Below are 21883 nucleotides of genomic sequence, written 5' to 3'. Positions count from 1 at the left end.
CCTACTAGTCTCCCTATAGGAAATGCAGCAAACGCACAGATGGTATGTGCGTTTGCCCGCCGTCATTCACCTATTTTTTCCGCAATAGCCTGTATATAAATCCCTTGTCCGCCACCCCGCAGGCGTCCCCACTCTTTTATCCTTTCCCAGTGTTTCGATTACTTCGATGGGCTGTAACCCTGCACAAAAATTGAACGGTCTCTCCCATTTTCAACCGATTCGATCCTTTTACGAGAAAGGCTGTATTTGGCTGTAGTTGTTTTGCTAGACGCCGATGCAAGCCTGCCTTACTCAAGCAATGCCTCACCCGATTTGCCGGAAATCCGGAGCGAATCGCTGCTCTTGCAATATACCTAGCACTACTTCCCAGCGTATATAAATAGTCTACATTTTTTTGACTCAAATATTTCCCGACATCCTCATGACCTTTCACGTCGTATTTACCCATTTCCAGCATACTGGCGAGCACGGCGATCTTTGTGGTATGCCCAACCTGGCTTAACACATCAATCGCAGCCTTGGCCGCATCCGGATTCGAACTAAAGGTATCATCCAGCACCTGAATGTTATTCGCGAGTCGATAGCTAGTAAGACGTTTTCGCTGTCCGCGAAACTGACTTAACCCGCGACGAATGTCATCGACGGGAATCCCCATCGTATGTGCGACTGCAATAGCAGCCAATGCGTTGTATAAATTATGCTCGCCAGGAATAGGAACAAAAAATGACTCCTTTTCTCCACGCAAAGAACATTCGAATCGAAACCCATTGCCTTCTATTTTCGTTCGCCCCGCCCTATAGTCCGCCTCATGCTCCTTGCCAAATGTCACGATTTTTCCCGTGAACGAACCCAGGTAAGGCTGTTGAATAAACTCACGAGAATAGGGACAATCCCAATTCAGAAAAATGGTTCCCGTGGGTTTCATGTGACGAATTAACTCCGTTTTTGCTAACGCCAGCTTCCTAGCATCACCGCCAAAATTTCCAATATGAGCCGTGCCAATATTCGTAATGACTCCCATAGATGGCTGGATGATTTTGCAGTGCTGTCGCAAATGACCACTTCGATAAATTCCATACTCAAGCACTGCGGCCTTGTGCTCGTCCCGAATTCTTTTGGTATGCGCTCTTGTATTTCCCAGGAAGTTCTTGTTGTACATCGATTTATATGTGGGCATGCGTAGATTCAGGATGGTGTAGATCATTTCCTTTGTTGTGGTCTTCCCTGCGCTTCCCGTCACGGCGATAACCGGCTTGTCGAGAATCAGTGTCTTTACCGGTACATCAGCTCTTCTCTTCTTTTTCACGGGCATCACCCCTTTGCCTCGTTCTTCTCTCGATCAGCTTTCCTATTGTATGAACGACATAGACAGCCTGTATAGACCATTATCTATGAAAACGTTCCGCTACTATCCAAATCAGACGGACGACTTCTGGAATAGAGTAGCAAGGGAGGTGAAGCGAATGAAAAAGAAGGCCACCATCGCCGCTGTAGGCGACATCCTGATGTGGAAAGAGCAGGTGGCAACTGCCAGACTGCCTGGTACAGATCAATTCTCTTTTACGGATATGTTTCACCCCGTGACACCGATTCTTTCAGCGGCAGATCTCACGATTGGCAATTTAGAAACCACCTTTTCCGGGAAGGCCCAGCCCTATCAAATCGGTTCGGCACGAACCGGTTACCCTCGCTTCAACTGTCCGGATGAATTGGCTCGGGACTTGAAAGCATCTGGCTTTGACGTATTGACGACAGTGAATAACCACTGTCTGGATGGCGGAGTAACCGGACTATGCCGAACCCTTGATGTTTTGGATCGATACAAGCTTGCTCACACCGGAACCTATCGAAGCCTTGAGGAGGCAAATGCCTTCCTGATCAAGGAGGTAAATGGTATTCGCATCGCCATGCTTGCGTACACCTACGGGACAAACAAGCAGGTGATCCCCGCTCATACGCCATGGATGGTCCGACTTCTTCATCTTGACACGATATTATCCGACCTGAGAAAAGTCCGTCCTCTCGTCGATGTTGTGATCATCTCCCTTCACTTTGGGATTGAATTCCGCTATACACCGACGACTCGCCAGCGACATCTCGTACAAAGCCTGCTTGACAACGGAGCTGATGTCATCCTCGGGGCTCACCCTCATGTGCTGCAGCCTGTTGTCACCCCGAGTATCACGACTGCTCACGGAACAAAGAGACAAACACTAGTCGCGTATTCTTTGGGCAATTTCACATCAGAGAAAATGCTCTCGTTTGATCAATCTCAGTGCGGAGCAATCCTGCGATTTACTGTCGAGAAGGATGAGAGGAATCAGATTTCACTCGAGCAAATTTCGGTCATCCCGACGTTTTCGCAACGCTATATGAGTCAAGGGCGTATACGCTTTCGTGTCATCCCCATGCGTTCGTATCTAAAAAGCCCTGATCTGTATGTGCGACCCCTACAGAGAAAAAAGCTCCAGTTGCTGTGGAATCGCGCCATCCGCATCATAGGCAGGTCGCGGGGCGTATTGATTGAATAACACTGGAGCAAACGAGGGAGCGGTCAGTTTACTCCCTCCCCTTCCTCTTTACCTGCAAAGACCGCGATTGACGATTCACAGAACATTTTGGTAAAATCCTTTTGTAACTAACGAAATTAACTTAGATAGTTACAAAGGAGAGATGACTTGCATGATCACCGTTCGCCGTACCCACTCGGAGGATTTACCTGCATTTCTTGCCTTCCCGGACCACCCCGCATCCGTTCGGGATGATATAGCTGCTTACCTCGACAAAATGTTCGCACGAGGAGCCATGCGTCAGGACTGGTGCTTTATTCTGGAGGTACAAGGTGAGATCACTGGTCGTCTTGCCTTCTGGACATTGCCTGGCAGTAATCAAGCGACTGATTTGGTATTGTGGGAGCTTCCATGGAAAGAAACAGAATGCCCTTCGCTTGGAGCTCATTTCTTACGGGAAGTCTTTACACTCATGGCAGGAAATCTTTCGGAGAAAATTGGCTACGTCCTGGATTCACCTTCCTCCTCTCCCCAATGGCAAACGGATCACCAAGAGCGAAGAAATGTTCTGGAAGCACTCGGCTTCCGAATTAGCCGGGAAACAAACCGCTTTGAATGGCATGCTCCGATTGATGCAACTGCTATACCGTCAAACAAAGCGCATGATCTGATCGTCTACCGCAGTCTTCCTGAGGTTGGCGAGGCTGCATTTGTGGATGCCATCATGCGCGTCTCGCAATTCACCTATGATCAACAAATTACACAGGAGCGCATGGAAAAAGGCCCTCTAGCCCAAGCACAAGAAATGTTCCAGGATTTACAGCAAATGAAATACGAACCGGAATGGTGGCAGCTTGCCTATACAGAAAAAAATGAGCTCATTGGATTTTTGATGCCTACAGTCAGCCCTACCTTTGCTACGATTGGATACATAGGTGTTCTCCCCGAGCAAAGAGGACACGGCTACATTGATCGATTGTTGAAGCAAGCCACAGACGTTCTTGTCCTAGCAGGAGAAACATCCATTCGCGCAGATACCGATGTAAAAAACACGCCAATGGCCAAAGCCTTTTTACGCGCTGGATACCAGCACTTTGCCAGTCGCCAAGAATTCTCACTGGATCATGGCTTGCCGCTCTAACGGACATACAAAAAAGGGGGCGATTGCAGGAACAATCACTCCCCTTACTTCCCTTCTATGGACAATATTTATGGGACAATCTCAGACATTTCTTCTGGGCATACAGCTTGCTTTAGCATTTCTGTTGCCTGTTCCGTATCTACGTCTTTTACCAATTCAATCTCACTAATGAGGAGCTGCTGCGCATTATCCAGCATCACTTTGTCACTCGTTCCCAATACTTTTTCTTTACTCATACCAACCAAATCGCGAATGACCTCAGATTGCTCGTAAATATCGCCACTCTTCATTTTTTCTGTATGAAGCTTGTAGCGCTGCGCTGCATTCAAGGCGGTGTCGCGTTTCCCCTCTCGCATGGCGGCCAATACATTCTCCAGAATGTCGGATTCGACCACCTTTCGAATACCAAGAGCGGACATCTTTTCAACGGGGACCATGATGTTTAACTCTTTCAGCAGCATGTTGAGCACATAATAGAGGTGTTTTTCACCCAGAAATTCTTTCTCCTCCATCGCCTCGATTACGCCTGCTCCGTGCATCGGATAAAAAACCTTGTCTCCAACTTGAAACATACGTCCACCTCCTTCAAAGCAATCTATAACCATTATAGCACAAATATCGAATTTAAAATTTTTTATTTTATCATGACGTTTAAAATTAAGTCAATAAAAAATTTACATCTTACTCATGGAGCGTTTCTGTTGCCATTCGCCGCCTAGTTTAAACACGATCACACCCCCGACAATGACCAGAACTCCAAGCAATTGCGTGAAAGTAATCGGCACTTGAACCAGCCCTAACCAGCCAATTGAATCCGACCATAAAGCAAAGCCGAGCTGCGCAGTGAGAACGATGGAGATGGCATACGTTGGGCCAAGCAGTCTCATCCCTTGCACCAGACAAAAGACCACCCCGACACCGATCATGCCACTGAACCAGTACCACGGCTGCATAGCTGGAAGCGAAAACAACTGATTGCCTTCGAAAATGAGACCCATCGTCAAAGACGACAGAAATCCCATCCCAAGCACAAGTGTCGTCGTAGACCATGTTCCTGCCTGTTCACTTACTTTCCTGTTGAAAATATTTTGCAGGCTGACCAACAAGCCAGCCAGTAACGCGAAGAATAACCCGACTACCATGTTATTGACACTCCTGTCTCCTTATCGTTCGAGGTCTCGCTCGCCATTTTAGCTAAACCTTCCCTATCCTTGATCAGAAGGAATCCATTGGCACGTTCAATCAGTCCCTCCTTGCAGAATTGCTGGATGACCCGATTCAAATGTCTGTAGCTCGTCCCAATCATATTCGCTGCATCCAAGAGATTGCTCGTACTGATTTGTTCTTTGTTGGCAGAATTCCACTCTTCTATGGAAACGGACAACAAATAACGAGCGAAACGTACCTCAACAGGGTACAGAAGGTTGATGCTTAATGAGTTGGACTTCACACAAAATTTATGCGTAATGATTTGCAGTAAAAATTGCAGGAGTGGAGCGTAGTCTGTTCCGTATTTTTTCAACCAGCGATAATGAATCCCGATCATCTGAACAGACGAGGCCGCTTCCACCGAGTTCAGATAAGAAATTCCCCTTACATACTCAATATCTCCGATCACTTCAAGCGGCTTTTTAAAGGAAAGGATCAGGGTTTTTCCTTCGGGGGAAGTCGTAAAAATCTTTACTTTGCCCTCCACCAAAACATACAGATGACAGGCCGTTTCGCCCTGAGCACAAATGAGCTCCCCTTGATCAAATTGAAACAAGGACAAATGGGGCAGAAAAGGCTCATGAAAAACAGACGCTAACTGATGGTCACGGAGATATTGTTGCAAAAGCTCACGATTTTCGATTTCCTTCATTTCTTTTGTTTCACCCTCTCGACATCAGGCTCTCAGTATCAGTACCCCCAGAATCATCATCCCGATCCCAATAAAATGCGGCAGCCTCATCTTTTGTTTATCCACACCGAACCACCCATTACTGTCAATGAGAAAAGTCAGGCTTAGCTGCGCAATCAAGAGGGCGGAAATCGTCATGGTTACCCCGATATGGTGAATGGCCGTAACATTGCTAAAAATGATAAACGCGGCGAATGCCCCACCTGTCAAATATAACGGTTTCACTCGCCTGTATGCCTGCCATTTTCCATCTCGAAAAAACAACAGGAGTAAAAAAGCCGTGAGGAAACCGGTTAACTGCGTAAGTGTCGCGGTTTGCCAAGTACCAATATCTTGACTGATTCTTGAATTCGCTACACCTTGCAAGGTAATGAAAGCACCGCCCAAAATAGCAAAAATAATTCCTTTCATCCTCTCACCTCACACTGATCTGTTCCTAATTAAAAAGGATCGCAAGGTGGATAGGGAAGGACATATGTCCTCATGATTTTTGTTGCAAAAAACAAAGGAGAGAACCTTCCCGGTTGAAGGCCCTCTCGCTCATTCTTCTCATTGAATCTTTTTCTGTTTCACGATTCCTATTACAAGCAGAGTGATCATCCCAACGATCGTGATCGGCAAAAGCCATTTCCCAAAGCCGCCTCCCCATCCTAAAGCAATGGAAACCGACTCCAACAAGATTACGGAAAAAATAATTAAGCAGCTATTTTTTATTTGGTTTACGATTTTTCGACTGTGCAAATAAAACGACTCGGCATTCAATTCAGTGAAGCGTGCCGGATAATTATGCAGCTCTGGATGTTTTTCGAGTATCTGCATGAGGAAAATGATAAAGACACCAATCCCAGGTAAAAGAAGTAGTTCCCATTTTGAGCCCCAGCGATCTACTTCACCCAGAGCATTGTAATGGGCAGGCACCTCGTCAGGAAGCTTATTCCATGCAAAGACTAAAAAGAGTAGCGATCCCACGAAAAATAAACAACCAACTACATCCCATAACCATTCGCTGCCTGTCTTTGGGATATGTATGATTGGCCTCTTCATTTTCTCCCCCCTTACTGCTACTGCTCCTACAAGTATTTTACCATTTATGTTTATTTCCGAGTCAAGGTCAATCCGTTACACACTTCTGGGCGTTTTTACATATCTTGATGTGGAGTAAGGAGGGAACAACAGTGAACGACCCTTTGCGAGAAAGTATGTTTTTTGAACATCGTTTCTGGCTACAAATTCTGGGCGATCATGCCCGCTTTATTTTTCAATCACTCGCTCCGAATGAAGAGCAGGAGATTGAAAGAGCCGTATACTTTATCGTGTCATTCGATAACTTACTGGATAACGCCAGGCAAAACCTGTCTTCAGATGAACTTCTCACCCTCAACCAGCAAGCGAGTGCACTCACCCAACAACTCCGTGATTTTAAACTCCACATTCTGGAAAGGCACCTCATCAGTAAAATATCCATCAGTCTTCCACCAACGTTTATGAACCACATGGTGAATGAATTAGAAGAATATGAACGAATCTTGCATGCTTTCCTCTCCGGAAGCTTGCCACCTGCTAATCACCCGGTAGATCTCCACATCCTCTGGCTTTCCGATGCATTAGGGCATGCAGCCACCATCACTTCCCTTTTGGACATGGTAGAAAAAGACTATCAGCTTAAAAGTGAACAATTCACCAAAAAATTCGAGCATTTTTACCTAAAAGCGGTGGAGTTGGCCGGGTATCTCCGAACAAACTTGAATAACTTCCCGGCACTATGTCGTTTTAACCATCAAGCTGAAATGGAAATGAAGCTTTTTCAGGTATTCTTGCATGAATTGGGAGAGATGCGGATGTGCGATGAAGTGCTCGGAGTTTTCTCCCCACTTATGGCCGACCATATGTCTCGAGAAGAATGCTACTATTTGATGAAGCTATCTGAGGTTGCCGACGTGCAATCACCAGACTGTTTCCCGACCAGACCGCGAATTGAGTAAAAGCTTAACCATGTTCAGAACGGGGCGAAAGCTAAAGGCTTTACGCCTCTTTTTCATTCTTTCTTTGCGATATCCACTCATGCATAAGCAAGCAGGAAGCTGTCCTCATATGCTATACAGTACCAACGTTAAGGAGGAAGTGTCATGGATCCTATTGAGCATCACAGACAGCGAATGCATCACCACATGAGGCAAGCAGAACGTTTTCGCTCTTTAGCTTTTGAACATCGGCATGATCGCATGCGTCATCATACCTTTAGAGAAAGAGAACACTTCCATCGCATGCGGGCCCATCACCACAGAACGCAAATGCATTCGATGCGTCGCTTTTAACATGGAAAACTCCCGTTACTGGGAGTTTTTTTATGGGACAAGCACACCGAGACAATTGTATGAAGAAATGGGCTCTATTCTTTTATTCATTCTGTGCTCATGCCCATTCCCGAAACTGGGTAAACGCATAGACATACATCATGTGTGATCAAAAGTGGAAAATGGGCTATGTTCCGCCCAAATCCTTATGCGGAGGTACAAAATGACAGATGTTTTTGTTGAACGATCATTAGAGGAAATACGTTTTTGGTCTCGCATCATGAAAGAACATTCCCTGTTTCTCAAATTGGGCTTTAACTGCGAAGACACAAAATTGATTGAAGAAGCGAATCGCTTTTACAGCATTTTTGAAGAAATTGAAAGCCAAGCCCTTGCCTTTTCTTCTGACGTAGACCCTCAACGAATCTATGACTTTAATCAAATCGTTCACAATGCCACTTCCTATATTTGGGCTTTTAAACGCAAAGTACTCGGACTCATTATTCGTTGCAAAATCGGTGGTAACAACTTTCCGCTGTTGGTCGATCACGTGAGCCGGGAAGCCGCCTATTTCCGGAATCGATTAGAACAACTGAATACAGGAAACCTTGATCCCTTACCAGATGCGGTGATTAATGAGAACGTCTTCTTCCTACGAATCATGGCTGACCATGCGAAATTTATTAACCATTTGCTCGATCCTTCCGAAAGAAAGCTAGTGGATCAAGCTAGAGAATTTAGTCATGATTTTGATCAATTATTGTTCCAAGCTCAGGATCTTGATTCCATGCGTCCCCAGTCTCAAACGAAACCGCTCCTGAATCAATTTGTCGATCAAAATCGCGTATCCGTCCGTCAATTGCGTGACTTCAAAAAAACTGCTCGTGATCTGATTGAGGAATGCAAAATCAAGAGCATAATCCCCCCATTGCTCGCTGACCATGTATTTAGAGAAGCCTCGCATTTTCTAGAGATTTTAGATGCCTTTGAAGTATCCCTTACACACGCAAAGTAGGGAAACAGGAGGTACAGCTTCTGTCTAACAAAAGTGACACCTCGCCCACCTCAATAAAAAAAGCACCCAAGAGGTGCTTTTACGTCTATCTATTCCGATAGCCATTATTTTAAATTTAGAAAAATAACCGTTTCCCCTCTTTCCCCTCTTACTTCCACCGCGTTTGATACTGCGATTACATTATTGTTTTGGTCTAAAGCATAAGCATGTATTCTGTATAGTTTTCCAATTCGCAAACTATAAATTTTTGTGCTAGTTGAGTACGAAGTACCACCTGCGTCCTCATATCCATCGGTTATATTGTAACGAACCCACTTATATCTATCTACATTTGGAACATGATTAAAACGCACTTCAATATCTTGAAACTCTTCCTGTTCAGCAGAAGCTTTTGATAACTCGTTAGATGAAGAAGATGGAGTGGTTGCAGTAGTTACAGATGTTTGCTGCCCCTCCTGTGCAAATGCAGGAACTGCTGAAGTCAATAATGCCACTGTCGCTAAGCTTGTCATAAACTTTTTCATCGTAAAAACACTCCTTTTTACATTTCTTTTTACTCGCCTTCTGAAGAAAAGCAAGTTGATAGGGAGTAGACTTGGTCATGGTGAGTCTTACTGGTCATTACATGTATTGATTTACCGATACAGAAACATCAGCCGGATCACTTGAGTGATTACGGAAGTTCACATAGTACGTGCCAGGTGGGAGCCAAAACGTCTGTTTGCCTATGACTTCTCCTTTTATCTGAAACGTCTTTGGTTCCTTGCCTGGGGAAACCACTACGTATTCGATATCAGCATTCTGTCCCGTATGGTGGGTGGTAATCTCTACTATTCGGTAGTAGTTAACAGTGAACTTGGCATAATCCTCAAAAGAGATCCATCCATCAGTATTTCTTAATCCTAGCTTTCTAAAAAAGATGTTTTCATTTGATTGCTGCTGAACATTTTTGATTTGCTGATCTCTACCATTGACACTGCCCTCTTGTAACCTAATCTTTTCTTGGCCTAATTTCTCAGTTTGTGAAACGTCATTTGCAAACACAACTTGCGAACCGAAAGTTAATGCAGAAACAACGGCACCCAAAGTCATTAACTTTTTAATCATACGCCACACTCCCACTTAATCTTTTCGAACAAATCCTTTTTCATATTTCTTTATAAAATTAAAAATAATGCATCATTTCCATCTCCTTCCAATTATTTCAAAGACATCATAGCATGCGATTCTAAACAATACAACTGTATTATTTAAAGGTGTTCCAGTTTTTTTTCCTTTTAGCTAGCATAATCTCCATTTATTCCCCCTGTCCGGTAAATCCCTGCATAGTAATTCCAAAGGAGTTTAGCGTGGCCGTTTTTCAAGTTTTCGTATTGGCAATGATTTATACCGCAACAGCAAAAAGTGAAAAAAATGTTTTAGACTGAACCCGAATAATTGAAAAAGCAGCGACCTAAGACCTGAAAATAAAGTCTTAGACTCGCTGCGCTATTTTGACCTTCATACTATTCAAAAAAACAATAAGTGCCAGTAAATTGCCCAAGGAATAAAAAGAATCCCTGCATAAAGTATCCATTTTACACGCGCACTCGTTTGTTGTTTCCTTTGATTTTTCAAACAAGAAATGATGAGCAGAATGATTAATACTGCCGTAATAGTAGCCAATAGCTGAATAACCATCCATAAAAATGGAATACCGGCAACGACCCATCCTACATCTCTCCCTCCATTCATCCACAGGGAAATGAGATACATCCAGAAACTAAGAATGGAGATCATCCCAATTAAAGCAGTCCAGCCAGCCAACCTTTGAATGGAAGAAGAAGCCTTTGTTATCTTTTTCAATCGATTCTTTTTGGAAACAAAATAACTTCCTATAAAAATCAACAGAAAAAGTACTGATATCCCTAGTTGAAACCAATAGTAATCATACCAATGGACGGTTGTAAGATCTGTCAGACTATTACTCATTTGTAAAGGTGTTTGTCCAACCGTTTGGGCTACCGGCGGTTGGTCATTAATTACATGAAATAACCATGAGGTCATCACTTCCGCATAACCTGGATAAAGTGTCTTTAGGGATACAAAGCCGTCATCTGTGTTGTTGAAAATGGAATGATCTGCACCCTCAATAAACTGTAAAACATAGTTTCGATTTCCGGCTTTGTCTAAAGCATTTTTGAAAATCTCTGCACTCTCTGCAGGTGGCACTTGTCGGTCTTTGCTACCCCAGATAGCTAAGAATGGTTGATGAATTTTTTGTAATGGGGGAACAGGATTATAGGTCGCTTCTGACCCAGATAGTGAAAACACTACGCCTGCTCCATTGTATACAAGAGAATGAATAGCAGATTTGGATTGGACGCCTTGATGACGCAACCGATTTTCCATATTCCAAGTTTGTTGTTGGGCTGGAGAAATGCCCGGCGCACCACTTGTGATAACAAATGCAATATCATCTGTTTGTGAAGCTGCTAGTGGTGCAACCCAACCGCCTTCACTTAAGCCCCAAACTCCTACTTTCTTATTGTCAATATCTGATCGGGTTTGGAGAAATTTCACCCCTGCAATAAGATCTTGGGCCAACAATTCATAGGAACGATTTGTCTTAGAATATCCTTTACTTCTCTTGTTATAAATCAATGTTATGATGCCAGCTCGGGCAAAAACCTCTGCTTCTTTACGAATGTCTGTTTGATTTCCCCCCTTCCCAGGTTCGCCAACTCCAGAACCATGCGCAAGTACAATTCCAGCCTTTCGTCCAACTTGATTAGGAATGAGTACCGTTCCATGTAATGTTTCCCTGTATTCCCCGGTCCCGCTTACAAAAGTAATGGTCTCTTCATGAAAATCAACTTTCTGTTCGTTAGAATTTGCATTCACCATTGATGCGTCTGCAGTAAAAATAAGCATTAGAGCTAGAAGTACTAAAAACACCTGATGTCCTAGTTTTTTTAAAAAGACCATGTCTTTCCCCCTCCAAGTATTTTGCTATTAAACAGTCTTTTGGAATGTACTGGCCTGCAAGCAACCTGACTACTGTGATGTAAATAGACACCCGTCATGTTAAGTAGTACTTTTAAAACAAATACCACACAAGTTAAAAATTGCACAGGACATCCGTCCTGTACATTTAAACATAACAACTCCGGGAGGCTACGATTTATCGGTGGCAATTGCACGACAAAAAACCAGCATCGGCAATTTGACAGTTTAATCAGAAGTCAATATGCACAGGCTGGTTAAAATTAATCATATCTTGCCATTGTTAAGTTTGATAACTAGTTAAGAGCAACTAAACCAACAAGCATGCTTAACAATATTATGATTGACAGGATGACTGGAACCATTATCGCCAAGTATTCTCACATCCTTATAGTCCCGATTTATATCCTTACAGATGGGTAATACCCTAACGAGGGGCAATTCCAGAGTCCTTGCTGTCCTTTTGCTGGCACCGGATCTATCCACTTACTATCCGTCATTTCCCAGGCGTAACGTCCAAAGTCGAAATTTCCAAAGAGTAATTCGTGCCCGTCTACAACTTTGTGGTTACTGAGATACGCGGAGGCGGTACCTTTATTCCCGATAACTTTATGGCAACCCACCAGATTGGCAATTGCCACAATCGCCCCTGCTGGCAAATTGTCTACCGTATACCCGTGCAAATCCAAAACACTGCGCAAAGGCTCTCGTAGGCAAATCTCCTTGTCCACTTTCTTAGCAGCATGGATCGCAATTTTTCCTCGATACTTTGTCGGCCAGCCTCTAGTTTCGAATCGTTTTTCCCCGATTGCGATCAATATCGCCCACGGTTGGTGTATAGTGATGGCTCTCAACGGCTTTCCCTCCCTAGGTACTAAACGTAATGATGTGTGAAACCGACACGCCCTCCCCCTTTTTCCTTCCGTCTTTCCATGATTCCTTCCGTAACCAATATTACCCAATTGCGTATTAACGTGAAAGGAGTGAATTTTGTATGATCGAATTTGCATCAATTATTTATTGGGGAATTGTCGCATTAATTAACTACCTTGACCCTACGCCCCCCCACTATGAGTGAACTACTAACTGAAAACGGAGCACAACGAACCTTGCCCGAAGTATTGGATCACCTTATTTAAACTTCACCACGATCATTCACGCAACGGCTATGTTTTGGCGGTAAGATTGGCTGATTTCATTCGCTACACATTGTGTAAAAGCCATTATTTTCATGTATCATTGAGTCATCTCTACAATTGCGGACTTGCGAGATCCTAATTGGAGCCCACTGATTTTCACAGAATGAGCATTTTGTAAATTAACAAACATCATGATACATTTTTGTACAATGCTGTTTATAGGTGAGAATTATGAAAAAAGCAACTTTGCAAAAAACTGGTTCAATAGTAATCTGCCTGATTGGCCTTTATTTATTAATAACTAGCCTGGATTATGGTTTACTCGGTTTCCTTTATTTAGCTATTGGAATTTGGAATGTTTTTACATACTTTGGCAAAAGTGATGAGTGATTTAACTTAAGGAATATACTAAATAACATGAGAGACACCTCCTCTAAGACAGGATGGTGCCTCTTTTTATTCATTGGTTAGGATATATTTGGGTCCTCATTCTTTGGACTTCTGACCTTTGCAGGTATAGCTAGTTCCCTTTGCTCAGGCCGATCACATCCCTTCGACATATTGCTAGGTGGTGTTATTATTGAAAAAGAACTGAATTGGAGGACAAAAGCATGACACAGAGAAAAATGCTGATGTTGATTGTGGTGCTGCTGGTCGGTGCCGCCTATTTCTTTGGACTTGTGCCAATAGAGAACAAAACAGTCAGCAACGGGAACGTAGACCATACGATTGTTTTTCCATCTGATCGATACCCTCAGACTGCAAAGCATATCAAAAAAGCAATTGCCTCTGGGAAATCCGCTGTATGTACAATTGACCGCGATGGAGCAGATGAAAATCGTGAAGAATCACTCAAAGGCATACCTACAAAAAAGGGATTCGATCGAGACGAGTGGCCCATGGCCATGTGTGCTGAGGGTGGAACAGGGGCACATATCGAATACATATCACCATCCGATAATCGAGGAGCTGGATCGTGGATTTCCAATCAACTAGAGGATTTTCCAAACGGAACTAAGGTTGAAATCCTGGTCAAATAAAGGGTCTGTTTTGTGCACCCACAGGTTACTGATACGAATAAACATTTCACAGCAAAGAACCCGTCTCCTTAAAACAGGGACGGGTGATCTATTTCTTGAATGGAATCAGGAACATCGTTTTTAGGACTACCGACCATTGCTGGTACAGGATAGGCTCTCATCTGATCATGCACAGATTTCATTTTCATGGAATAGTGAGCCTGATCTCGATTCAATGACTCTTATCATTTCTAGTTACAAATAATCAACACAATACAACCACTGAGTAGCCCGTTTTATTCTATCTTCATAATATTTTTGGTTAAAACCGGACATTATCATTAATTCACTGAATTTTATGGTTTCTACTAGGATGAATTCGACAAATTCCTTTTTAGGCAGAATCGTTTCTATCTCAAAATCAAAAATCGAGTCAGTCACTTTAACTGAATATTGAATGGTATTACTCTGAAGATCTACTAATGAGAAATAACTCTCTGTACTAGTGAATTGAACATTAGCAAAATTAAATTTGATAAATCGACTCACGAGGGATAAAAGATCGCCCCAAAGATCGGTTTCGAAGACATGTTTATGCAACAATGTATCCTCATTGAAGATAAGGTGAATGGCTGTATCAACATACCGGCGATCTCTTTTACACGAGAAGTACTTATTCATTTCTTCCCTATCGTCCAATGGGACAAAAACTAAATCAAAGCAGTCAATGAATGTTTTGTTTTCTTTACACATTTCTTCTTGGTTTATGAACTGCTTTGGTTTTAAAATATATGTTTCTTGTGCGAACATATGGCGTTCCCTTTCTATATACCAATCATAAGTTTAGCTCGTTATCAAAGATATATATGGAATCGTAATATATTTCCCTTGTTACTCGCAACATTAGTTAATCGTATGTTGCTTGGTTGATGCCTGTTGGGTACAGTACTATTACATTCCGTCTTTAACCACATTTAACCACCTGCTTTAGCTGGCAAACCATTAGATCAATTATATAGTGGTGAAATATATAAATTAAAATAAAATCCAAAAAAATCCATATGAAACTAACATATAAGGTGGTAATAATATTATATACCAAATTTTAGGAGGTAGTAGAGTATGAAAAAAGTAATGTCTGGGTTGCTTACATTAGTTTTGCTCTCTAGTCTCATCCACGTTGCCTCTGCCAAGGAGTCTCCAGCACTAGATAATTTTAATGCCTCAGCAACTTATCCTGACATCGAGCCGGACAACAACAATCTAAGTGGTGCCGGTCTCTATGCTATCGGTGGGCAAATTAATGGTTTTCAAGATGACCAATCCACCGATTATTATAAAGTCACTCCTCCAAGATCAGGCACCGTTCGCTTTGAGTTTGTCTACGCTCGTGGAACAAAAGGTAGTGGTGTAGGATATCAAGACTTTTGGCTACGATTAAATGCAAATGGGTCGTACAACGCAAATGTCGCCAATTACGATAAAAAGTTTTTCGATGTCTACCTCGAAGCAAACAAAACATATAACCTAAGAGTAGATACAATCATTTCTAATGACAACCTTTCTGATGCATACTATGTATATAGCAGGTACTTGGATTAAGCTACACATTTCCATTGAGCAGGGAGAACGCGACTCCCTCAAAGACAAGCCACTCATATACTGGGTGGCTTGTTTCACTTCATTCTATCCCTCTTAACTCTCTTAGAACCAATCATCACCATGACAGCCTCTCAATATCCCGCCAACATACGGGGTGTTCCCCTACAGTGACTAGCATATTCCGTAGACAAAGATGAGATGTAACCGACAAGGGTGTGTAAGTTCATTTTTATAAGACTTCATGCTGTGATTTGTTATAAAGTGTTTCGCACACAAAAAATATTGTAAAAATTTGGTTTATTATGTAATATATACTAAAATCTAAAAATTAGGAGATGATAGATTTTGAAAAAGTTTGCTCAAGCAGCTATGCTCGCATTACTTACTGCCTCTTTTATGATTCCAACAGGGGTAGAAGCCGCCAATTCACAACAAACTTCTAATACCGTTGCACCTTCTACAACAACACAAGTAGCAAATTTTTCGAACTTAGGCAAAAGTAATAAGACTAGTTCGTCTGGGTATTTCAATGTAAATACAGAAGGCTATGTTACAGTTAATGTGAATCAGACTCATAATAGTGACACCGCTTATGTTCTCTATGCAATTGTTAAAGACCGTCCGGATGGTACTACAACCTCCTATGGCAGTGCAAACCTACGGAAGGCCTCTTGTTAATTTCGTTTGTTTAAACAACTTGATTATCTATGTTAAGCAGACGGCATCGCTGTTAGTGATATCTTGCAAGATACCCCCTTCGAAAAACTCCTTGCCGTTCTTGTCACGTAGCCTGGTGAATTGCATCCCGTTCCCCTCCCCAATTCCATAGTCCTTGCTGTCCTTTCGAAGTCATCGGCTCATCTATCTGCTCAACGTTATCTAATTACCAGGCATAGCGCCCTTTGTCGTAATATCCAAAATCGTACTTCAAATAAGGGTGGGAAGTTGAGAATGAAAAACTTATATTTGTTACTGGCAATTTTGGGAGCAGTCTTGCCATACAGTTATTTCATTCCGTTCCTTCGTGCAAATGGATTAGATATCAAACTCTTTACATCGGAGCTTTTTGCAAACGACATTTCTTCGTTTTTTGCAACCGATTTTCTAATCTCATGCTTAATTTTCTGGGTATTTCTTTTTCAAGAAGTTAGAAAGCATCACATTAAGCATTGGTGGATTTACATAGCCGCCACTTTAACTGTTGGTCTATCATTTGCTTTTCCTCTGTTTCTTTACTTCAGACAAAAAACCATAGAAGGTCATAAACGAATTGATTTAACATAATTGGGTTTATGATCATTTGAAAAATTTTTAGCGTGTTAGATAAAACCATAGATGGGGAGGATAACTATCGTTACTCTTGAAAAACTCTTCAAGGAGGGAACGAATTGGGGAAATATCGCTGTTATTACTGTGAACGTGAAACCGACAGCGTTCGCCAAATCACGTTTTTCCAAGGTAAACAGGATCGCAACGAACTATTGTGCGATACCTGTCATGCTGATTGGATTGAATCCCTAAAGAGTGAGCCCTAGGCAGGGTAACGATTCCCACTCCCACCCATAGTGAATATGCTATCGGTGGGTTCTTTTTTGCCCATCCTCCTACGTTACGCTCCAAGAAAAGGAGTGTTGTTCCATGTAGAGGTCGTCTGCCTACCAAAGTCGCTCATTTGTTCGCACCATCCTTACCTTTTTTCTTTTTTGAATAGCCTAGGACAAAAGATTTAAAAGCGATATAGATCAATTCCCACTTTTCCTTCCAACTTTAAGCTTTACATCAGGGTGAATTGTTTCAAATGCATCAGATGCTACGTGTTTTTTCGTGTAAAAAATGAAAGTGGTGCGGATACAATCATTTTTGAAGTTACTCGCACAGCAATCACCCGTAAGAAGGCTGACTTAAAGAATGCCTCTCTTACGGGTGAACTTTTTCCAAATGAATTTCCTTTACGTCTTGAACTTTTATCTTCCCTGCGGCTGTTTCGTTCGATAAAACTCATTAAACAGCTTCATTAACGCTCGCTTTTCGATACGGGATACATACGAACGAGAAATGCCCAGCTCACGTGCAATTTCACGCTGTGTCTTTTCTTTGTCCTGATCCAGCCCGAACCTGCCGATGATCACCTCTTTTTCGCGCTCATCGAGGATGTGTATGTGCTGGTAAATCTTATTGGACTCCAGCTTGAGCTGTACAGCGTCGACCACTTCGTCGGTTTCTGTGCCAAGGACGTCGATTAAGGTGATTTCATTCCCTTCTTTATCCGTCCCGATTGGGTCGTGCAAGGATACGTCTTTTTTGGTTTTTTTCAGGCTTCTTAGATGCATGAGGATTTCAATCTAAATGTCAAAAGGGGGGTATGGTTAGAATTCGTGGAGACTCGTTATCATTCATGCTATAATTTTCCTCATACAATAGAAACGGCTCCTCAAGGGTGGATGCTCACTCTCTATCCCAAAACGGGAGGGGGTGAGGCTATGGAGGTATATCAAACACTGACGTTGATGATTTCATTCGCAACGCTAGTCGTGTTGATTCTGTCCTTCGATAGAAAAAAGAAGTAACCGCCCTTGAGTCCCAACTCGTGCGGTTACTTCTATGACACAGTGAGCCGCCCCCTTGTAGGGAACGTCTATTGTACCTGACCGTTCCGGTTGCAGCCGGGCGGTCTTTTTTAGTTTATGCGGTATTAACTCGTTACATCCAATATTACCACAAGCGATAGTAAATAAAAATACGTAATAAAATTATGCAAAAGATGCTCTCGTAGCCATCGCATGTTTTCTGTCTGTATTCTTAGAACGTGTATATCTCCACGCTCTCTTCAAATACTCTTATTTCCCTTACCACGTGTCGGATCAGCTCTTTTTTATCCTCAAAGGTTAGCTCATCCTGTGCCTTCGATAAATAATATTCAGCAGCTTCCTGGATCAAGTTGCGGCTATACTCATAATCGACCTGCTGTTTTGTCTGATCCAGCAGCTCATTGAGACGCTGATTCAGTTTATCTTCCTTCTCCTTCAGCTCTTTCAACTCTTGGCGAATATCTTCTTCACCAATATCTTCTTCGCCAGACGCAAATAATTTAAGCAATCTCTTACGCCCTGTTTTTGTTTTTTCGAGTTCCTTTTGCAAGCGCTCCAACTCCACTTGCTCGAATGGGGTTTCCACTTTATCTTCCACTGCCACCGCAATCTCGTCAGGATTATTCAACCAGGACGCAACCGTTTCCCAAACCTGATTGTCCAATTGCTCACATCTTACACGGCGACCGCATCCCTTATTTTTTGCACCTGCGGTATTCTTAACGTCGGTATACTCAAATACATGTTGGCCCCAGTTTTTCGCTTTCTTGCCTGACATCGTATTTCCACAAGTCCCGCAGCGTACTAGGCCACTTAAGAGATACTCGTTGAAGCTCCGGCCCGCCCATCTTCTTCTAGATTCCTTTAGTAGTTGTTGAGTATGTTCAAACCTCATCTCATCAATAATGGATGGGCACGGCAATAATATCCATTCCTCTTTTGGGCGCATTTTCATACGGACTTTTTCATACGGTTGCCGAAACTGGTTGCCAAGCATCCCTTCTGTATTCCATTTATTTTGATAAAACCTCCCCACGTATGCCTCATTCATGAGCATCTGACGTACCACTTGTCGATGCCATACACTCGCCCCCCGCTTTGTAGGAACCCCCTTGCTGGTCAGGTAAACGGCTATTCCATTTATCCCTTCAACAAGATCATTTGGCTGAGTAAACAGATCAAATACAAGTCGCACTACTGCTGCCTCAGCTTCATTTATTACTATCTGTTCCTTCTCAGAATCATAACTGTACCCATATATTTGAAAGTCACGGAGAACGCGGCCCTGTCTTGCCTTTTCTCTTCTTCCCCGACTCATACGCTCATTAATTTTTGCCTTCTCAAATTCAGCAATTGCACCACGCATGCTGTAAAAGAGTTGACCTTCAGGCGTTTTTGCATATTCGCCATTCACGAACACAAGCTCTATACCACGTTTATCAAATTCATCTGTAATAAGCAGTTGGTTCATTAGCTTACGCGATAAACGGTCAGGGTCCAGACAAACAATCTTTGTTATGACCCCGTCCTTCACATCTTGTCTTAGCCTTGAGAGAGCCGGACGATCTAGGAACTCGCCTGATACATCATCTATGTATTCGGCAGCTTCACTCGTCGCTGCCTTCTTCCTGCATTCCCTTATCTGATCGTCGAGGCTGAACCCGCTTTTGGCCTGCTCCTCTGTACTCACCCTGGCATATATTCCGATCATACGGCTTCTCCCTCCTGTATTTTCCTAATAAATAGTGATAACAGGCGGAACGAATGCTGTCAGTTGAGTTACCCGGTATTATCTTTACATGCACCGTTCATCCCCTCCTGTCGAGAAGATATGCACGAACGGCTTGTCAAAAGTAGTGAGGAAACATGAAAAACCCGTCACCTTAAAACAGGGACGGGTTGTCTTATCAGACCTCGCATGCTAGCTTAACTTAAATATTTTTAATGAGATTGTACGCCTTTTCAAGATCCTCTAGTCCATCTGCACTAGCATCCATCAACTCAGATGCAGTGACTGCTGCAACTCCCCCCGCTGCAATTGCACCAATAACCGTAGTTACTGTTACCGCGGTAACCCCTAGCTCTGCTATTAATGCGCTAGTTAGAAAAGACACTTGGTCACGAGCGTCCTCAACACCATCTGCTCTTCCTATAAATATAGAGATTTTAGGTCCAAAATCTTCCATCCCTACATATGTAGATGTATATGTTTTCGCTGAAGACCTATCTAACCAAAAGTTTGCCGTTTTGTACGACTCAAGTTTGTAGTAATCTTGGGAAATCTCTTTGTATTCAGCTAAATATCCACCTGACTCTCCCTTAAAAGAGGCCTTCAGAGTATTTTCTGGTCCGGTATACGTTTGGTTTAAAAATTCTTCACTCAATTTTTCCCCATTAAAATAATATTCACCAGATGCTGTAATTTTAAATTCATCCACTTTAGTACGTTCCTCATCTTCCCCCTTAATGTAGTCCTCAACAATGTCTTTTTCTAATGTAATTATTTTAGTACCATCTTCCTCTACTATAACTTCTCGAGTGACATCTGTTGTTATAACTCCAATAACGTTATTGTTCTCATCCTTAATATCTCTATCATATGAGAAGTTATCGACGACATTTTCATTTTCTGGAAGTTTCTCAGCATATACGCTGCTGGCCGATAATGTTAAGACTGAAAAGGTTAGTGCTGAAGCAATGATTTTTTTGAATTTCAATTTCATTTGTTAATCCTCCTGGAATTTTGGTTGTTACATCTAATGTTACACACAAGTATAAGAAATGTAAATAAATGTAAATCGATTGCATTTTACATAAATTTATAATTTTTAAACATAATAAAAACCCCCTTATGAAAGGAGGTCTGAATTTATAAGTAAATTCGCTAGTTTTTCCTACGAACTATGTCGTTTTTTATTTATCAGAAATAATATTAGTAGGATCATAAATATGACTGCCATGCTGTACGAATAAAAATCTTTCTCCCTTAAAGTCAACAAGGCAATTATTGCTACCCCTGAAATACCTGCATTTTGAGTGTTGTATTTTACAAATCTATACTTATACATACTAAATATAAGTGTCAATAAAACTATTATTGGAGCGATGTAAGTTATTGATATAAAGTCATTTAACATACTTACGCCTCCCTCTTTTACAAATCAATTTTCAATTTATCTATAGCGACTTAATTATGATAACGATTATGGATAAATATGTAAATGATTGGTTAGTCCCTAATTTTGTCTCCTTCATCTTTTGCTTTGATGAGTCGATTCCCCAATTCTTCTAATTCAAATTCATCCCGAGTCGGTCTTTTGGGTGTGGATGCTTTTGCCATGTCATTCCCCCCCTTAGCTTGAGATTACTGTGATTTTATCCAATTTGATCCTCTTCTTACTAAGCTTATGCATCAAAATTAGAACCTTGTCAACCCAATCTTGTCCCCCTAACGCACGGGCGGACAACTTTTCACATAGCAATATTTTAGCGATAGAACAAGTTCTGTTTGTACACTTGCTAATCGCCAGTAATTTGTAAAGGAGGGATAGAGTATGGGACACAAAGACAATGCGGGTCCATCTGAGCATGTTGTGATGGACCCCCTACATAACGTTACTGGCTCTCTCCCGATTGAATGATGCCGTGTTTTCGCAAGAATTACTTCGCCTTCTGCTTGGCGTCGTACAG

At 42.3% G+C, this 21883-nt stretch carries 25 protein-coding genes and 1 pseudogene; 10 read left to right on the top strand and 16 right to left on the bottom strand.

Features of this window, described 5'->3' with window-relative positions; all coding sequences use genetic code 11:
• Positions 1-136: 136 nt before the first annotated feature.
• Positions 137-1312 (bottom strand): UDP-N-acetylmuramoyl-tripeptide--D-alanyl-D-alanine ligase, encoded by a 1176-nt coding sequence (locus ASG16_RS19520; protein ID WP_056490942.1) that lies wholly within the window; start codon positions 1310-1312, stop codon positions 137-139.
• A 151-nt stretch (positions 1313-1463) separates the two neighbouring features.
• On the opposite strand from ASG16_RS19520, the gene ASG16_RS19515 reads away from it, so the two are divergent.
• The gene (locus ASG16_RS19515) at positions 1464-2531 is read left to right on the top strand and encodes a CapA family protein (RefSeq protein ID WP_056490938.1); all 1068 of its coding nucleotides are present in this window, start codon (positions 1464-1466) and stop codon (positions 2529-2531) included.
• Between the two features lie 151 nt (positions 2532-2682).
• On the top strand, positions 2683-3651 hold the full coding sequence (locus ASG16_RS19510; RefSeq protein ID WP_056490934.1) for a GNAT family N-acetyltransferase: 969 nt from the start codon (positions 2683-2685) through the stop codon (positions 3649-3651).
• 68 nt (positions 3652-3719) lie between these two features.
• Here ASG16_RS19510 and ASG16_RS19505 read toward each other — a convergent pair whose 3' ends face one another.
• The 5 genes from ASG16_RS19505 to ASG16_RS19485 form a co-directional block, all read right to left on the bottom strand.
• Positions 3720-4223, bottom strand: a complete 504-nt coding sequence (locus ASG16_RS19505) for a CarD family transcriptional regulator (RefSeq protein ID WP_056490932.1) — start codon at positions 4221-4223, stop codon at positions 3720-3722.
• Between the two features lie 102 nt (positions 4224-4325).
• Entirely contained in the window at positions 4326-4793 is a 468-nt protein-coding gene (locus tag ASG16_RS19500) for a DMT family transporter (RefSeq protein WP_056490929.1), read from the bottom strand.
• Positions 4787-5512: a Crp/Fnr family transcriptional regulator gene (locus tag ASG16_RS19495; RefSeq protein WP_056490927.1), complete on the bottom strand. Its 726-nt coding sequence runs from the start codon at positions 5510-5512 to the stop codon at positions 4787-4789. Before ASG16_RS19495 ends, ASG16_RS19500 begins: the two co-directional genes overlap by 7 nt.
• Before the next feature lie 24 nt (positions 5513-5536).
• Positions 5537-5962: a DMT family transporter gene (locus tag ASG16_RS19490; RefSeq protein ID WP_056490924.1), complete on the bottom strand. Its 426-nt coding sequence runs from the start codon at positions 5960-5962 to the stop codon at positions 5537-5539.
• Positions 5963-6100: 138 nt separating this feature from the next.
• Positions 6101-6595: a DUF1648 domain-containing protein gene (locus ASG16_RS19485; RefSeq protein ID WP_056490921.1), complete on the bottom strand. Its 495-nt coding sequence runs from the start codon at positions 6593-6595 to the stop codon at positions 6101-6103.
• Between the two features lie 131 nt (positions 6596-6726).
• On the opposite strand from ASG16_RS19485, the gene ASG16_RS19480 reads away from it, so the two are divergent.
• Complete coding sequence (locus ASG16_RS19480; protein ID WP_056490919.1) at positions 6727-7533, top strand: DUF2935 domain-containing protein; 807 nt, start codon at positions 6727-6729, stop codon at positions 7531-7533.
• Positions 7534-7746: 213 nt separating this feature from the next.
• Here ASG16_RS19480 and ASG16_RS31550 read toward each other — a convergent pair whose 3' ends face one another.
• Entirely contained in the window at positions 7747-7869 is a 123-nt protein-coding gene (locus tag ASG16_RS31550; protein ID WP_056490916.1) for a hypothetical protein, read from the bottom strand.
• Positions 7870-8068: 199 nt separating this feature from the next.
• Here ASG16_RS31550 and ASG16_RS19475 point away from each other — a divergent pair, with 199 nt between their 5' ends.
• Positions 8069-8860, top strand: coding sequence for a DUF2935 domain-containing protein (locus ASG16_RS19475; protein WP_056490912.1), 792 nt, complete (start codon positions 8069-8071; stop codon positions 8858-8860).
• A 104-nt stretch (positions 8861-8964) separates the two neighbouring features.
• On the opposite strand, the gene ASG16_RS19470 is transcribed toward ASG16_RS19475, so the two are convergent.
• From ASG16_RS19470 to ASG16_RS19455, 4 genes are all read right to left on the bottom strand, one after another.
• A complete protein-coding gene (locus ASG16_RS19470; protein WP_056490909.1) occupies positions 8965-9384 on the bottom strand; it encodes a hypothetical protein in 420 nt (139 codons plus the stop codon).
• Positions 9385-9481: 97 nt separating this feature from the next.
• Positions 9482-9967, bottom strand: a complete 486-nt coding sequence (locus tag ASG16_RS19465) for a hypothetical protein (protein WP_056490907.1) — start codon at positions 9965-9967, stop codon at positions 9482-9484.
• Between the two features lie 402 nt (positions 9968-10369).
• A complete protein-coding gene (locus tag ASG16_RS19460; protein ID WP_056490905.1) occupies positions 10370-11827 on the bottom strand; it encodes an alpha/beta hydrolase family protein in 1458 nt (485 codons plus the stop codon).
• Positions 11828-12246: 419 nt separating this feature from the next.
• On the bottom strand, positions 12247-12699 hold the full coding sequence (locus ASG16_RS19455) for an ASCH domain-containing protein (protein WP_056490902.1): 453 nt from the start codon (positions 12697-12699) through the stop codon (positions 12247-12249).
• 516 nt (positions 12700-13215) lie between these two features.
• Here ASG16_RS19455 and ASG16_RS30705 point away from each other — a divergent pair.
• Together ASG16_RS30705 and ASG16_RS19450 are read left to right on the top strand one after the other, a co-directional pair.
• Complete coding sequence (locus ASG16_RS30705; RefSeq protein ID WP_157966777.1) at positions 13216-13374, top strand: hypothetical protein; 159 nt, start codon at positions 13216-13218, stop codon at positions 13372-13374.
• A gap of 221 nt (positions 13375-13595) precedes the next feature.
• A complete protein-coding gene (locus ASG16_RS19450; protein WP_056490899.1) occupies positions 13596-14024 on the top strand; it encodes a NucA/NucB deoxyribonuclease domain-containing protein in 429 nt (142 codons plus the stop codon).
• Positions 14025-14258: 234 nt separating this feature from the next.
• Here ASG16_RS19450 and ASG16_RS19445 read toward each other — a convergent pair whose 3' ends face one another.
• Entirely contained in the window at positions 14259-14813 is a 555-nt protein-coding gene (locus tag ASG16_RS19445; protein WP_056490898.1) for a hypothetical protein, read from the bottom strand.
• 312 nt (positions 14814-15125) lie between these two features.
• Between ASG16_RS19445 and ASG16_RS19440 the strand changes: the two genes are divergently transcribed.
• On the top strand, positions 15126-15605 hold the full coding sequence (locus ASG16_RS19440; RefSeq protein WP_056490895.1) for a hypothetical protein: 480 nt from the start codon (positions 15126-15128) through the stop codon (positions 15603-15605).
• Between the two features lie 345 nt (positions 15606-15950).
• On the top strand, positions 15951-16283 hold the full coding sequence (locus ASG16_RS19435) for a hypothetical protein (RefSeq protein WP_056490892.1): 333 nt from the start codon (positions 15951-15953) through the stop codon (positions 16281-16283).
• 27 nt (positions 16284-16310) lie between these two features.
• Here the strand turns inward: ASG16_RS19435 and ASG16_RS31655 are convergent, their stop codons facing one another.
• Positions 16311-16409: a YopX family protein gene (locus ASG16_RS31655; RefSeq protein WP_370444407.1), complete on the bottom strand. Its 99-nt coding sequence runs from the start codon at positions 16407-16409 to the stop codon at positions 16311-16313.
• A 147-nt stretch (positions 16410-16556) separates the two neighbouring features.
• Here ASG16_RS31655 and ASG16_RS19430 point away from each other — a divergent pair, with 147 nt between their 5' ends.
• The gene (locus ASG16_RS19430) at positions 16557-16889 is read left to right on the top strand and encodes a DUF2834 domain-containing protein (protein WP_056490889.1); all 333 of its coding nucleotides are present in this window, start codon (positions 16557-16559) and stop codon (positions 16887-16889) included.
• A gap of 680 nt (positions 16890-17569) precedes the next feature.
• Here ASG16_RS19430 and ASG16_RS19425 read toward each other — a convergent pair.
• Positions 17570-17944 (bottom strand): annotated as a pseudogene (locus ASG16_RS19425) (sigma-70 family RNA polymerase sigma factor); the annotation flags it as partial.
• Between ASG16_RS19425 and ASG16_RS31650 the strand changes: the two are divergent.
• On the top strand, positions 17930-18172 hold the full coding sequence (locus tag ASG16_RS31650; RefSeq protein WP_370444406.1) for a putative holin-like toxin: 243 nt from the start codon (positions 17930-17932) through the stop codon (positions 18170-18172). The pseudogene ASG16_RS19425 and the gene ASG16_RS31650 sit on opposite strands and share 15 nt — an antisense overlap.
• A gap of 232 nt (positions 18173-18404) precedes the next feature.
• On the opposite strand, the gene ASG16_RS19420 is transcribed toward ASG16_RS31650, so the two are convergent.
• Together ASG16_RS19420 and ASG16_RS19415 are read right to left on the bottom strand one after the other, a co-directional pair.
• Positions 18405-19904, bottom strand: a complete 1500-nt coding sequence (locus ASG16_RS19420) for a recombinase family protein (protein ID WP_056490886.1) — start codon at positions 19902-19904, stop codon at positions 18405-18407.
• A gap of 220 nt (positions 19905-20124) precedes the next feature.
• A complete protein-coding gene (locus ASG16_RS19415; RefSeq protein ID WP_056490883.1) occupies positions 20125-20916 on the bottom strand; it encodes a hypothetical protein in 792 nt (263 codons plus the stop codon).
• Positions 20917-21883: the final 967 nt, after the last annotated feature.

The organism is Brevibacillus sp. Leaf182, from assembly GCF_001423865.2.
In the GTDB taxonomy this organism is placed as follows: Bacteria; Bacillota; Bacilli; order Brevibacillales; family Brevibacillaceae; genus Brevibacillus; species Brevibacillus brevis_C.
This window is presented reverse-complemented; position numbering and strand designations above follow the sequence as displayed.

Coding starts and splice junctions, on each gene's coding strand:
- ASG16_RS19520 (WP_056490942.1), bottom strand. CDS start 1,312: ATGCCCGTGAAAAAGAAGAGAAGAGCTGATGTACCGGTAAAGACACTG.
- ASG16_RS19515 (WP_056490938.1), top strand. CDS start 1,464: ATGAAAAAGAAGGCCACCATCGCCGCTGTAGGCGACATCCTGATGTGG.
- ASG16_RS19510 (WP_056490934.1), top strand. CDS start 2,683: ATGATCACCGTTCGCCGTACCCACTCGGAGGATTTACCTGCATTTCTT.
- ASG16_RS19505 (WP_056490932.1), bottom strand. CDS start 4,223: ATGTTTCAAGTTGGAGACAAGGTTTTTTATCCGATGCACGGAGCAGGC.
- ASG16_RS19500 (WP_056490929.1), bottom strand. CDS start 4,793: ATGGTAGTCGGGTTATTCTTCGCGTTACTGGCTGGCTTGTTGGTCAGC.
- ASG16_RS19495 (WP_056490927.1), bottom strand. CDS start 5,512: ATGAAGGAAATCGAAAATCGTGAGCTTTTGCAACAATATCTCCGTGAC.
- ASG16_RS19490 (WP_056490924.1), bottom strand. CDS start 5,962: ATGAAAGGAATTATTTTTGCTATTTTGGGCGGTGCTTTCATTACCTTG.
- ASG16_RS19485 (WP_056490921.1), bottom strand. CDS start 6,595: ATGAAGAGGCCAATCATACATATCCCAAAGACAGGCAGCGAATGGTTA.
- ASG16_RS31550 (WP_056490916.1), bottom strand. CDS start 7,869: ATGTTAAAAGCGACGCATCGAATGCATTTGCGTTCTGTGGTGATGGGC.
- ASG16_RS19475 (WP_056490912.1), top strand. CDS start 8,069: ATGACAGATGTTTTTGTTGAACGATCATTAGAGGAAATACGTTTTTGG.
- ASG16_RS19470 (WP_056490909.1), bottom strand. CDS start 9,384: ATGAAAAAGTTTATGACAAGCTTAGCGACAGTGGCATTATTGACTTCA.
- ASG16_RS19465 (WP_056490907.1), bottom strand. CDS start 9,967: ATGATTAAAAAGTTAATGACTTTGGGTGCCGTTGTTTCTGCATTAACT.
- ASG16_RS19460 (WP_056490905.1), bottom strand. CDS start 11,827: ATGGTCTTTTTAAAAAAACTAGGACATCAGGTGTTTTTAGTACTTCTA.
- ASG16_RS30705 (WP_157966777.1), top strand. CDS start 13,216: ATGAAAAAAGCAACTTTGCAAAAAACTGGTTCAATAGTAATCTGCCTG.
- ASG16_RS19450 (WP_056490899.1), top strand. CDS start 13,596: ATGACACAGAGAAAAATGCTGATGTTGATTGTGGTGCTGCTGGTCGGT.
- ASG16_RS19445 (WP_056490898.1), bottom strand. CDS start 14,813: ATGTTCGCACAAGAAACATATATTTTAAAACCAAAGCAGTTCATAAAC.
- ASG16_RS19440 (WP_056490895.1), top strand. CDS start 15,126: ATGAAAAAAGTAATGTCTGGGTTGCTTACATTAGTTTTGCTCTCTAGT.
- ASG16_RS31655 (WP_370444407.1), bottom strand. CDS start 16,409: ATGCAATTCACCAGGCTACGTGACAAGAACGGCAAGGAGTTTTTCGAA.
- ASG16_RS19430 (WP_056490889.1), top strand. CDS start 16,557: ATGAAAAACTTATATTTGTTACTGGCAATTTTGGGAGCAGTCTTGCCA.
- ASG16_RS31650 (WP_370444406.1), top strand. CDS start 17,930: ATGCATGAGGATTTCAATCTAAATGTCAAAAGGGGGGTATGGTTAGAA.
- ASG16_RS19420 (WP_056490886.1), bottom strand. CDS start 19,904: ATGATCGGAATATATGCCAGGGTGAGTACAGAGGAGCAGGCCAAAAGC.
- ASG16_RS19415 (WP_056490883.1), bottom strand. CDS start 20,916: ATGAAATTGAAATTCAAAAAAATCATTGCTTCAGCACTAACCTTTTCA.